Source organism: Phyllobacterium sophorae, assembly GCF_003010965.1.
In the GTDB taxonomy this organism is placed as follows: Bacteria; Pseudomonadota; Alphaproteobacteria; order Rhizobiales; family Rhizobiaceae; genus Phyllobacterium; species Phyllobacterium sophorae.
The window spans coordinates 111036-123550 of record NZ_PGGM01000017.1 but is presented as its reverse complement, the minus strand read 5'-3'; the positions used below and the strand labels follow the sequence as shown (position 1 = coordinate 123550).

Sequence of the window (12515 nt, the reverse complement as noted above, 5' to 3'; positions counted from 1 at the left end):
CATTCACGAGAGCACAGATGACGGAAACCATCAGGCGTTTTCCGGGACTGGCTGAAGGGGCGTCAAGGTCGACGTGGTCGCCAAGGCGCGACCAATTGCACGCTCGAACTCGACACCGGCGTGCGGCTCGCCGATCCCGACGCCAGCCCTTACGTCCGCGGATGAAGCTGCTGAAAGCCTTTGTTATCTTGCCCTGAACTTCATCGCCGAGAATCCTGCAGGATCATCTCTGCCGCCTTCTCGGCGATCATGATCACCGGAGAATTGGTATTGCCGGAGACGATGGTGGGCATGATCGAGGCGTCGACCACGCGCAAATCACCAAGTCCGTGAACGCGCAGGCGAGAATCGACGACGGCCATCGTATCGGAGCCCATTTTGCAGGTGCCGACCGGGTGGAAGATCGTGGTCGCGATGTCGCCCGCTTTCTGGATGAGTTCGCCATGACCGGCGAACTGCGGGCCCGGCAGCATCTCTTCCGGCGCGAAACGAGCGATCGCCCTGGTTTTCATCAAACGCCGAGCATGCTCGATCGACGCGACCGCGACGGAACGATCTCCCTCGGTGGAAAGATAATTTGGCCGGATTTTCGTTGCCGCGCGCGGATCCGCGGATTCCATGTGTACAGTGCCACGGCTCTGCGGACGCAGGTTGCATACCGAGACCGTTACTGCGGGAAAGCGGTGCAGTGGTTCGCCGAGTCTGTCAGTGCTCAGCGGTTGCACGTGGTATTCAAGATCCGGCGTTTCATGGCGCGGGTCGCTCCTGGCAAAGATGCCGAGCTGGCTGGGCGCCATCGACAACGGTCCGCTGCGCCGGAGCGCATATTCGACGATCATCGCTGCGCGGCTGAACGGATTGTGAAAGCGCTGGTTGAGCGTCGCGGCATTGGCGACCTTGAACACCGTTCTGATTTGCAGATGATCTTGCAGATTTTCACCCACGCCTGGCAAGGGATGGCGCATATCAATGCCAAGAGGCGAGAGCAGGTCTGCCCGCCCGACGCCAGAAAGCTCCAGAATCTTCGGCGAGTTGATTGCGCCTGCTGCGAGGATTGTCTCGCGAGCGGCCACACGATGCAAACCGTCGGCCCGACGAAAGACCACGCCCCTGACGCGGCGACCGTCAAAGTCGAGCGTTTCGGTTTCCGCGCCAGTGACAATCCGCAGGTTCTTGCGTCTCGATATCCCGCGCAGAAAAGCCTTGGACGTATTCCAGCGCACGCCCTCCTTCTGGTTGACCTCGAAATAGCCAGAGCCTTCGTTGGTACCTCCGTTGAAGTCATCGGTTCGCGGAATACCGAGTTCTTCGGCCGCTGCACGGAATGCATCGAGAATGGGCCACGACAGGCGCTGCCGTTCGACACGCCATTCACCCCCGCTGCCATGCAAGGCGTCGCTGCCGCCATGGTAATTTTCCGACTTGCGGAAGAAGGACAGCACGTCCTCCCATCCCCAACCAACATTGCCGGCCTGCCTCCAACCATCATAATCTGCGGCCTGCCCACGCATGTAGATCATGCCGTTGATCGATGAGCAGCCGCCAAGAATTTTTCCGCGTGGATAGTTGAGACTGCGCCCGTTGAGTGCAGCTTCCGGCTCGGTCTTCATCAGCCAGTCGGTGCGCGAGTTGCCCATACAGTAGAGATAGCCAATCGGTATGTTGACCCAGTGGTAACGGTCGCTGCCGCCGGCCTCAAGCAACAGCACGCGGGTGCGCGGATCGGCGGAGAGCCGGTTGGCGAGCACGCAGCCGGCCGACCCGGCGCCAACGATGACGTAGTCATATTCGCCGAATGACGCGGGATAAGCTTCAGTCACTGTGCGGCCGCCGCGCTGGCCATGCGATCCCACATCGGAATCATGGTCTGGCTGAGTTCACTAAAGAGGCGATAGCGCCGGGCATAGGAGGGAGCAATCGCGCTGTCCGGCATGTAGCGCCTTGCGGCGGAGGTCATCGCCGCAGCACCGGCGCCGAAGTCGGCGAATGCTCCGACACCTGTTGCGGCCGCGATGGCCGCACCGAGCGCTCCGGTCTCCCGGCTGCGCGCTACGGTGACAGGCACACCGAGCACGTCAGCAAAGATTTGCGGCCAGATGGAGCTGCGCGCGCCGCCACCTGAAAGGACCACCTCGTCGAACTTGGCGCCCGCCCTGTAAAGGGTCTCGACGTGACGCTTGTGTTCGAAGGCGACGCCCTCGAACAAGGCGCGCAGCATATGTGCCCGTGTGTGCCAGCCAGCAATCCCGTAAAAGCCGGCGCGCGCATGGCCGTTCTGCTGTGAACCATAAAGGAACGGGTGGTAGATCGGAATGTCTCCTTCGGGGTCGGCAGCAGCGACAAGCTCGCTGCACAACTCGAACGGCGATTTATCTGCCTCGATCGCATGCTCGACGAACTCGCGAACGATCCATTCGAGGTTGGCTGCCGAGGTGGCACTGGACTCGATCGCCAGATAACGCTGCGGATCGAAGGTCGAGAGCATGAAGATCGAAGGGTCACGGATGGGCTCATCGGTGATAACCTGGTTGATACTCCAGGTGCCAGCGATAATCGAGGCCGCCCCGGTGCGCGTCACGCCGGAGCCGATGGCGCTGGCAACCACGTCGAACAGGCCCGCCACCACGGGCGTCCCGGCGCGCAAGCCGGTCAAAGCGGCCACGTCAGAGGTGACATGCCCGGCGATCTCTGCCGCCTCCCGGACCGGCGGCAAAAGTCTCATGCAATGATCCAGACCATAGGCGGTGAGCAGATCGGGTTCGTAGCGCCGCTCCGGCAGCCGCAGCAGACCGCACCCTGACATGTCGGAGGTGTCGGTGGAACGCGCACCTGTCAGCCGGTTCACCACAAAATCCTTGCACAGCAACACCGTACCGATTTTCGCAAAAAGCGCCGGCTCGAAACGCTTGAGCCAAGCGAGCAAGGTCGGTGTTTGCGCTGCCCAGGGCTGCTGCAGGCAATACGCATACGTACGGTCGCCAACATTGTCCTTCGCCCATTCAGCAACAATAGCAGCCCCTCGGGTGTCTATCGACTGGATGCCGATGAGCGGCTCGCCATCGTCGTCCAATGCATAAAGGCCGTTGCCGTGTCCGGCGCAGCCTATGGCAATGATGTCACCAGCATCGATCCCGGCCTGGTCGAGGCACTGTCCGATGACTGCGACGGCATTGCGCCAGAGTTCGTTGAGATCGCGTTCGACATGGCCCGGCTTGGGCATGTACGAGCGGCCGTCGCGAGCCGCAAGCGCAAGTTCGCGCCCCGCCATATCGAAGATGATGGCCTTGATGACGGTATTACCCGCATCCAGACCGAGAATGTAACCCCCCATTTGATCCTCCCGAGTCCGCTGTTGTTATGCCTGCTTGTATAGGTCCCAGGCGGTGGCCCCATCCGCATTATCGTGGATGATTGCCATCAGTCCCCGCACCACGGCACTTGGATTGGCATGCTGGTAGATATTGCGCCCGTAAACCATGCCGAGAGCGCCTTGAGCCATCAGCGCGGCCGACTTATCGAACACGACGCGCAGGTCCTCCTTGCCACCGCCACGCACAAGGACCGGGCAACGCGCAGCCTCCACAACCCGATGGAAGTCCGCGGGATCGCTCGTCGGATCGGCCTTGATGATATCAGCGCCCATTTCCCGGGCCAGACGCGTCAAGGTGACGATCTTTTCTGCATCTCCGTCAACCATGTAGCCGCCATGCTCATTCACCGGAAGCATCGCCAAAGGCTCGATCATCAGCGGCAGGCCGTATTTGTCGCAGTCGGCACGAACGCGAGCAATGTTCTGGACGCATTGCCGGAACAGATCCGGTTCATCGGGCAGCATGAACAGGTTCACAACGACACAGGCGGCATCCATTTCGATAGCGCCAAGCAGCGGCTCGGTCTCATTCTGCAGCACCGCCCACATCGCGCGGTGGCGGATCTTGTTGTAGGGATTTCCCATGTCTATTCGCATGACGAGGGCCGGCTTGTCTTTGCCCGGCACGGACTGCAGCAAGTCTGCCTGGCCGTAGTTCATCTGGATGGCGTCGGGTCCGGCTTTGACCAGTTGGGTGACAACACCCGCCATGTCTTCCAACCCGGCGAGGAAGCTCGGTTCGTTGCACACGCCGTGATCGACTGCGACATCGAGACAGCGTCCTGCGCCAAACAACCGGTTCATACGCACTTTCTTGTTCACGCGCATAGGGCGCTCCTTTTATCATGAATGCGGGAGAGGTTCGAAAGGTCGATGCCGTGCCGATATTCCAGCAACGATAAGAAGTCCAAGCGCTCGGCGCTCGCCTTGGTGGCGTCCCAGCCCTTCTGGAGGGCCATGATATTGCTAACTTCGTCGATCAAATCCAGGCTGAGGCCGCCAGCGATAGCAATCGTCGTGCGGCGCAGGAAAAGATCAGCCAGACACTCAACATGCTCCCGCTCGATGATGAAACGAATTTCATTGGCCGAGTAACCGCACTGCGTTAGCATCGCCTCTGGTGTTCGGGCGCAATAGCCCGCGACATCCTCAGCCCAAGTGCCGTAACGTTCCAGGAGCGTCGATGCACGCTCTGGAGTCACTCCGTGCCGTGCGGCAAATGAGAGGCACCATTGTGTACAATCCGCAGGAAAGTCGCAGCCGCCGCCAATGGCAAGCTCTTCGGTACTGACGCTGCGTGCCAATCCGAGACGTTTCAACGCCATATCAGCCGCCAATGCCCCGAATGAGCGGAAGGTCGTCCACTTGCCACCAATCATGCAAAGGATAGGCGGCAAATGTCCGGGTCCTTCGATGAATTCACAAAAGTGGTCACGCGGTATGCGTCCGGTGAAGCTATCCTCGCTGGCGGGCAGCGGTCTGACACCGGAAAAGCGAAACATGATCTCCTCGTCGCTGATTGCTATGGATGGAAATACGAAGGAGAGCGACTGGAGGATGTAGCGGCGCTCATCGTCTTCGCAACGCACCTGTTCGGGGTCATCGACGCGGATATCGGTCGAGCCGACCAACACGTTGCCGAGATAGGGGAACAGGATGCAAATGCGGCCATCCTCGTTCTCATAGTAGATCATGTGGCCGTCAAGGGCGTTGAAAAGTTCGCCGTTGTTGATGATCAGGTGCGAACCCTTGGTGCCACCCATCATCGGCGGCGCAAATGCCCCGATTGCCGTGTTGGTCAGGTCGATCCAGCCGCCTGTGGCATTGATGACAAGGCGCGGGCGAAGCGGCAACGCGGCGTTTGACAAGGCATCGGTGAGGACAAGCCCCTCCTCGCTTGACGACACCCGCACATAGTTCAAAGCCCGCGCGGAGGATCCGGCTGCCATGGCGTCGTGCAGCATTTCGAAGCCAAGCCGCTCGGGCCGGCTCACCCAAGCGTCGTAGTAGGTGGCTGAGCTTCGGATCGCAGGGTTAATCGCCGGCCATGTCTTCAACGTCTCGGCGCGGCGCCTGAACCGGTGTTTGGGCAACAATCGCCTCGCCGCCGTGAACAGATCGTACATGATAAGCCCAGCTTTGATCACCAGCGCACCGCGGCGGCTCGGTCGACGCGTCAGTCCGAAAAAGCGCACAACGCCGTTAGCGATTCCGGAAAACGTGTCGAATACCGGAACAGTCGTCGGTAGCGGCATCACGTAATGTGGGGCATTTTTCAACAACCGGTCGCGCTCGAGGAGCGACTCCCGCACCAGCTTGAACTCGCCATTCTCCAGATAGCGTAAGCCGCCATGGACCATGCGCGAAAGCGCTGCACTCGCGCCACAGCAATAGTCGCCTTTCTCCGCCAGGACGACATCGACACCCTGCAGGGCCAGCTCGCGAAACACGCTTATACCATTGATGCCGCCCCCAATGACGAGCACCGCCACCTCGGGCTGATCGCGGAGAGCGGCAATAATTTCACTGCGATTCATCCTGGCAGTGCCTCTCCGATCAGGCATCCATTGCCACCAGAAGCGTAGCGACAGCCAAATCAATGGCGGCAACTTCGCTGGCAGCGAGCGCGATTGTCCCGGCCCGCGCATTGTCGATCGCCTGCTCCGGGTTCCGCGCACCACACAGGGCGAAGGTGATGCCTGGCTGAGCGAGGGTCCATGCGATGGCGATCTGGGCCATTGTTGCATCGTGCTGCGCGGCAATTGGTGTAATCGCTTCCTTCAGGAGTGCTACTTTCTGCCGGTTGGCCTTTGAAAAGCGGGGGTTATCCTTGCGCTGGTCGTCGCCCGCGAACTTGCGTTCGGGATCAATGGCGCCGGTAAGAAGGCCGAGGCCAAGGGAGGAATAGCTGAGCGTTGCAATTTTGTTGCGACGGGCGATTGGAAGAAGGCTTCCCTCGATCTCCCGGTCAATCATTGAGTAGCGTTCCTGGATAGCGTCGAGCTGACCCGAGCCGACGTACTGGTCGAGATCCCCAGAGCTGAGATTGCTGGCTCCAATGGCGCGGATCTTGCCGGCAGCTTGAACTCGTTCAAGCGCGGCCATAGTTTCAACGATAGGCGCGGTCGGATCTTGCCAGTGCGTGATATAAAGGTCGATATGGTCGGTGCCCAGCCGGCGCAGACTTTGCTCGATTTCGTGCGCAATTCCATCAGCGCCGAGGTAGCGATTGACGGCTTTGCCGTCCTGATCGAAGAAATGGTTGCCCTTGCCCGAGTGCCAGTTAAGCCCGCATTTGGTGGCGATCACCACCTTATCACGCTTGCCCCTGATGGCCTTGCCGACGATTTCCTCGCTGCGGCCAAGACCGTAGGCCGGGGCGGTGTCGATCAGGCTGACGCCGGCATCAATGGACGCTTCGATAGCACGCGTCGACATCTGCTCGTCGGTGCCGCCCCACATCCAACCGCCGATCGCCCAGGTACCCAGGCCCACGGCCGATGCGGAAATGCCGGACCTGCCGATCTGGCGTAGAGTTTGTGGGGAGCTCATGCTGCCTCCGGGTTGGCGAGGTCAAGTATCTGGAGGGCTGTTGCCTCATCCGTAACGATCGTGTCGAGATGGTTGCCGCGCATTGCGCTGAGGATTGGAGCTACCTTGCTTGCGCCACTCGCGATCCCGATCGAACGGGGGATGGTCGCGAATTCATCCAGCGTCAGCGAAACCAGCGAGCGGTTGAGTGTGTAGTCACAGACCCGGCCGTCACGGTCGATGAGATGCGCGAGCAACTCGCCGGCAGCGCCCGACTTTTCGATGGCGCTTCGGTCCGCGCTCGAGGATGGATGCAAGTCGTAATAGCTCGAATCATCAGTCAGAATGGAGCCGATTCCGACCACTGCAACATCAGCTTCGCGGGCCTTGCGAAAAACGTCGGCTACCGAGCGCACGCCCATCAACATCTCGCGCTGTTGCGGCGTATCAGCAAAGAGCGGTGCATGCATCTGATAGGCGCGGCCACCGAGCCTGTCGGCCATCAACGAAGCGACATGATTAACGTCAGTATAGTGTTTGCCCTGCACCAGGCCCGTGGCCGGAATGACTTCGACATCATAATTTCGGCCCGGCTTCAGCCCTGCGACGAGCGCGCTCACCCCTTTGCCGCCGGTGATCGAGATCTTGTCGCCGTTCTTTATCGTATCAAGGAGCAATCGTGCTGCTGCCTCGCCGACGCGCTGGAGGGCGGTCTGGGGATTGTCCGACACTGACGGCACAACGACGGCATTGTCGATCCCGCCAAGTGCCACCAGCCGCGCCTCGATCTCGAGTAGATGATCGATCGGAGACTTAATCTTGATTTCGACGAGACCAAGCTGATGGCCGCGCTTGATAAGCCGGTTGACGGTGGCGTGCGAGATACCGAGCTCCTTGGCGATCTCCGCCTGCGTCTTGCCTTCGACATAATGAAGAACCAGCGCCTGGTGCAACTGGCGGATGGTGGAAATATCATCGCGTGTGCTCAATGGGGCCATAATTTATCTCGTCGCCTCGAAATGGATTAAAATTTCCTGCTGTGCAGGAAATGGTCGATCGATACCGCCGCGAGCAGAATACAGCCCTTGATCATGTCCTGCCAGTAAACCGACACGTCGAGCAGGATCAGCGAACTGGTCACGACAGAAAGGAGCGCCATGCCAAGGATTGCCCCGAAAATAGTGCCAGAGCCACCATTGAGCGAAGCACCGCCGATAACCGCCGCAGCGATGATGTTAAGCTCCATACCGGCGCCAAAGGTGGGCGTGGCGGCACCAAAGCGCGCCATGTAGATGACGCCTGCCAGGCCCGCAAGGGTTGAGCAGAGAACCGTGACCCAGAACTTCACATGACTGGTCTTTATACCCGAATATTGGGCGGCTTTCTCGTTGGAGCCGGTATAGAAGACCTTGCGGAAGGCTGTTGCACGCCGCAGCAGGAAGTCGAAGATGGCCACAACCATGACGAAGATCAAAATCACATAGGGGATGTCGCGAAAGCTGCCTTGGCCCAGCGCCTTGAATTCAGGAGGCAGGGTAAAGAGCGACAGCGGCGTGCCCTTGGTGACGACCAAACACATGCCGCGGACAATCACCATGGCAGCTAACGACGTTATGAAGTGGTTCAGACCGACCACGGTGACAAAAAAGCCCATGACTGCACCGATAAGTGCGCTGGCTGCGATGCCGATGAGGCTGGCCGTCCACGGGTCGAGCCCGGAAAGAAACAGTGCACCCGAAACCACCATCGAGAAACAGACGACGGAACCCACCGAAAGATCGATGCCACCGACGATGAGAAGAATGGTCATGCCAACGACGACGATGCCTTCGATCGAGAAACTCATCATCATCGCGCGCAGATTACCCCAGGTGAGGAAATGCGGCGACGCGAAGCTCATGGCGATGCAGAGCGCCAAAATAATAGCGATCAGACCGGCTTCGCGCAGCGTGGCCATGCGGGCGATATTGCCTCTGCGCCCTGCCGGCTTGATCTCGACCGCCATAGTCGTTTCTCCCGCTTGCCTAAGCGACATTTTTGGCTTCCTCTTGCTGTGTTGACGTCTGTTGCACGCCCGAGGCAAGCAGGATGATCGCTTCCTCGCTGAGTTCGTCCGCGCCGAGTTCGCCAGCAATCTTGCCTTCACGTACAACCATCACCCGATCACACAGCCCAATGAGTTCGGGCAGTTCTGACGAGATTACGATGATGCCGACACCCTGACTTGCGAGCTGGCGCAGCAAGCGATGAATCTCCACCTTTGCCCCGACATCAATACCGCGGGTCGGCTCGTCCATGATGATGACCTTAGGGCTGATGGACAGCTGTTTGGCGATCGCCACCTTCTGCTGATTGCCGCCGCTCAGTGTCGAGACTGCCGCTTCGACCCCGGCCATGCGCACGCCGAGCCTTCTGGTTAAACAGCTGGCCTGCTGGGCCTCCGCACGTCGGTCGAGCAATCCAAGCCGGCCCGTCAGCCTGCCGAGGTCCAGTGCAGCGATATTGGCGGCGATCGGCATATCGAGAAACAAACCTGATCCCTTGCGGTCCTCAGACAGGTAGACGAGGCCAGCGTCTACCGCGTCGCGATAGTGGCGAATGTTAAGCGGCGAACCATTGAGTGCGATGGTTCCGGCCACGGCGGCCCGGATACCACAAATGGTTTGGGCGATCTCGCTGCGGCCGGCGCCTATGAGGCCGCCAACGCCGAGTATTTCGCCCTCGCGCACTTCGATATCCACATCGGCAAAACGCTTGCCGTCGGCAAGGCCCTCGACGCAGAGGATCGCGCGCCCGGGTTTCTCCTGTGGCAAGAGCTTGTCAGGATAGAGCTGGGTGATCTCGCGCCCCACCATCTTGCGGACCACATCATCGGGTGAAACCGCCTCGATCGGGTCGGTCGCAACGTAACGCCCATCGCGGAAAATGGTTATGCGGTCGCACAGCGAAAATATCTCCGCCATGCGATGACTGATATAAACAATCGATATGCCGCGCTGCTTGAGCCCGCGCACGATGGCGAACAGCCGCCGCGCCTCACTTTCGGTCAGCGCCGCCGTCGGCTCGTCGAGCATCAGGACCTTGCAATCGAGCGTCAGCGCTTTTGCGATTTCCACCAGTTGCTGATTGGAGATAGACAGATCGGCAACCCTCGTTCGCACTGGAATGGGGGCGAGCAGATCCATCACTCTTTGTGCGTCGCAGTAAAGCTTTTGGTAGTTCATCAGGGGCATGCGCCGCCGGTTGATTGCCGCCATGTAGATATTTTCTGCCACGGTGGCATCCTGGCATAGGGCAATTTCCTGATGGACGAGCGCGATCCCCAGTGACTGAGCCGCAGCCGGTGATGCAATGGAGACGCGCTGCCCATCCACAACGATTTCGCCATCATCTGGCTGCAGAAGCCCCGCGATCATATTCATAAGTGTCGACTTGCCCGCGCCATTTTCACCGCACAGCGCGTGTATCTCACCGCGAAACAGTTCGAATTTGACCTCGCTCAATGCCAGGACGGGACCGAATGTCTTTGTGAGGTTGCGGATTTCAAGGATTGGTGCTTCGGTCACGATAGCTCCTGGGATCGACCCGTGTGAGGGATGGAAAGGGGCGCTGATACCCCTTCCCGTAATCCAGACGTTGTGCTGGCCAATCGAACACAATGGGTGTTGTTATTCCTCAATGCCCTTTGTGCCGCGCCGCTGAAGATATTTGTCCCAGTAGAAATCGTCAGCGTTCTCGGCTGTCACAATGGAAAAGCCATTATCGACAAAGGGCACGCTCATGGCATTGAAGCCTGACCGCTTGGCATCGTTCATAGGATCGATCAGGTCTGGATGCTTGGCCAGCCAAAGCAGCATGAAGCCCATATAGCCCTGCATGCCCTGGTTCGGGTTCACCGAACCGAATATCTCACCGGCCTTGATCATGTCGAGAATTTTGGCATTGACGTCGGCAAGCATCACACGAACCTTGCCGCCACCCTCCTTCGCAGCTTGGGCCGCTCCAATCGCGGAATTGGCTTCCGGCATAAACACAGCGCCGAGATCAGGATGGGCTTGCGTCAGACTCAACACCGCCTGGTAAGCCTTCGTGGGATCCTGATTGGAAGCGGCTCTGCCCGCAAGCTTCATGTCGGGCCACTTTTTTTCCATCCGAGCAATGAAGGCAGCGACACGTTTGTCGTGATTATCCTGACCAGGATTCTCCAGGACGGCATATTCACCCTTGCCGCCCATGGCCTTGGCCACTGCATCTGCTGCATAAGTCCCTTCGGCCACATTGTCGGAAGTGATGTAGGAGACGCGCTTTGAATTGGGTGAATCGGCTGCGAAAGTCACCACGGCAGTGCCCTGTTCGATGGCGCGATTAATTGGCTCGATAAACGGATCGGAGTTCATCGGGTGCACCAGGACGCCAGCCGGCTTTTGCGCCAGGGCTTGGTCAAAGGTAGCGATCTGTTTGTTTACGTCATATTCGGGCGTGCCCGTATACTCGGTCTTGCAGCCAAACTGCTGCGCGGCCTGTTTGAACATCTCGTAGACCGGGAACCAATATTCTACCCCCGAGACCATGACGTTCATGACGTATTTTTCGTCCGGTTTGCACCGGAACGGATTGGCGGCCTCGGCAAGGGCATGGGCCGAACCCAAAAAGGTCGACGCCGCCGCGGCAATGGCGATTGTGCTCAGAAAATTGCGCAAGATTCCTCCCCTGGCCGAAGCCATCCTCAATAACGATCGCGAGCGCTCAAGCGCTTCACTGCATGGATTGACGCCGACCTTCCTCCCGAAGCCCGACCCTTGGATCATTTCAGTTTTGTGGCATTGTGTCAATATAATTCATATACTGAAATATATTTCACACATGCTACTCACAGCAAACCACTCGCACGCTCCAAGCGCGCCCTGGCCAAACCTTAGAAGCGCGTGGAGTTGAACTGCTGGTCGGCTGGAGACGGGTTATGACACCATCGATCTATTGTAAGGCCCGTCGCATCGCACGTGACAGGCCCCGGAATTCACGACCGTTAACCGGCAGATTTAACGTAGCTGCGCGCAGCGTAACAACAATCTCGACGTTGTTTGCCACGCGTTGCGCAACCTGACATTGTGAGGCCGCGTTTGGGCCCGCTCGGGACAAAATAAGATCGCCGGAACTGTCTCCCCGCTTCCGGCCGGGACGAGGAGCGGTCGGGAAGCAACAATTTGCATAAAACTTTCAGGATAGTTCGGCCGGAACCTTAAATCCTGTTCACTAAAACGCTCTCCAGAACAATAATATCGGAGGCTACTGACATGAAGTTTTCTATCGGGAATCGGAATTGTTTGAAATGGATAACGACAGCGGCCGTTGGAGTTGCCGTTTCCGCGGCTCTCAGCGCAAGCGCACAAGCCGGGGAAAACCGCAAACCAAAAGAAGAGATCCGAACCGTCTACCTCGTCAAATATCGGGTCAATAACGAAATTCGTTATGCCAAGAAGTCTGCTGGCAAGGTGGTGAAAGTTTCGGCCACGCAATATATGAACAGCAATTCTTATGTTTGCACGCCGAGCGGCTTTGGGCAAAAAGCGCGTTGCTTTACCCCAAGCATTTTTAAGCGGCCGAACGTATAGCG

10 protein-coding genes are annotated in these 12515 nt (G+C 58.8%); 1 reads left to right on the top strand and 9 read right to left on the bottom strand.

Features of this window, described 5'->3' with window-relative positions; translation table 11 throughout:
- Positions 1 to 200: 200 nt before the first annotated feature.
- From CU103_RS27145 to CU103_RS27105, 9 genes are all read right to left on the bottom strand, one after another.
- Positions 201 to 1820 (bottom strand): GMC family oxidoreductase, encoded by a 1620-nt coding sequence (locus CU103_RS27145; protein ID WP_106667201.1) that lies wholly within the window; start codon positions 1818 to 1820, stop codon positions 201 to 203.
- Positions 1817 to 3331: an FGGY-family carbohydrate kinase gene (locus CU103_RS27140; protein ID WP_106667144.1), complete on the bottom strand. Its 1515-nt coding sequence runs from the start codon at positions 3329 to 3331 to the stop codon at positions 1817 to 1819. Before CU103_RS27140 ends, CU103_RS27145 begins: the two co-directional genes overlap by 4 nt.
- A 24-nt stretch (positions 3332 to 3355) precedes the next feature.
- Positions 3356 to 4198 carry a class I fructose-bisphosphate aldolase gene (locus tag CU103_RS27135; protein WP_106667143.1) on the bottom strand — a complete coding sequence of 281 codons (843 nt, stop codon included), beginning with the start codon at positions 4196 to 4198 and terminating at the stop codon, positions 3356 to 3358.
- The gene (locus tag CU103_RS27130) at positions 4189 to 5907 is read right to left on the bottom strand and encodes a glycerol-3-phosphate dehydrogenase/oxidase (protein WP_106667142.1); all 1719 of its coding nucleotides are present in this window, start codon (positions 5905 to 5907) and stop codon (positions 4189 to 4191) included. The genes CU103_RS27135 and CU103_RS27130 overlap by 10 nt, the downstream gene beginning before the upstream one ends.
- 19 nt (positions 5908 to 5926) lie before the next feature.
- On the bottom strand, positions 5927 to 6922 hold the full coding sequence (locus CU103_RS27125; protein ID WP_106667141.1) for an aldo/keto reductase: 996 nt from the start codon (positions 6920 to 6922) through the stop codon (positions 5927 to 5929).
- Complete coding sequence (locus tag CU103_RS27120; protein WP_106667140.1) at positions 6919 to 7899, bottom strand: sugar-binding transcriptional regulator; 981 nt, start codon at positions 7897 to 7899, stop codon at positions 6919 to 6921. The genes CU103_RS27125 and CU103_RS27120 overlap by 4 nt, the downstream gene beginning before the upstream one ends.
- Positions 7900 to 7925: 26 nt before the next feature.
- On the bottom strand, positions 7926 to 8906 hold the full coding sequence (locus CU103_RS27115; protein WP_106667139.1) for an ABC transporter permease: 981 nt from the start codon (positions 8904 to 8906) through the stop codon (positions 7926 to 7928).
- Between the two features lie 19 nt (positions 8907 to 8925).
- A complete protein-coding gene (locus tag CU103_RS27110; RefSeq protein WP_106667138.1) occupies positions 8926 to 10467 on the bottom strand; it encodes a sugar ABC transporter ATP-binding protein in 1542 nt (513 codons plus the stop codon).
- Between the two features lie 102 nt (positions 10468 to 10569).
- The gene (locus CU103_RS27105; RefSeq protein WP_106667137.1) at positions 10570 to 11601 is read right to left on the bottom strand and encodes a substrate-binding domain-containing protein; all 1032 of its coding nucleotides are present in this window, start codon (positions 11599 to 11601) and stop codon (positions 10570 to 10572) included.
- 594 nt (positions 11602 to 12195) lie between these two features.
- Between CU103_RS27105 and CU103_RS27100 the strand changes: the two genes are divergently transcribed.
- Positions 12196 to 12513 (top strand): hypothetical protein, encoded by a 318-nt coding sequence (locus CU103_RS27100; protein WP_106667136.1) that lies wholly within the window; start codon positions 12196 to 12198, stop codon positions 12511 to 12513.
- Positions 12514 to 12515 lie beyond the last annotated feature (2 nt).

Excerpts from the sequence above, each read along its gene's own strand:
- CU103_RS27130 (WP_106667142.1), bottom strand. The coding sequence starts at position 5,907 with ATGAATCGCAGTGAAATTATTGCCGCTCTCCGCGATCAGCCCGAGGTG.
- CU103_RS27135 (WP_106667143.1), bottom strand. The coding sequence starts at position 4,198 with ATGCGCGTGAACAAGAAAGTGCGTATGAACCGGTTGTTTGGCGCAGGA.
- CU103_RS27100 (WP_106667136.1), top strand. The coding sequence starts at position 12,196 with ATGAAGTTTTCTATCGGGAATCGGAATTGTTTGAAATGGATAACGACA.
- CU103_RS27125 (WP_106667141.1), bottom strand. The coding sequence starts at position 6,922 with ATGAGCTCCCCACAAACTCTACGCCAGATCGGCAGGTCCGGCATTTCC.
- CU103_RS27120 (WP_106667140.1), bottom strand. The coding sequence starts at position 7,899 with ATGGCCCCATTGAGCACACGCGATGATATTTCCACCATCCGCCAGTTG.
- CU103_RS27115 (WP_106667139.1), bottom strand. The coding sequence starts at position 8,906 with ATGGCGGTCGAGATCAAGCCGGCAGGGCGCAGAGGCAATATCGCCCGC.
- CU103_RS27140 (WP_106667144.1), bottom strand. The coding sequence starts at position 3,331 with ATGGGGGGTTACATTCTCGGTCTGGATGCGGGTAATACCGTCATCAAG.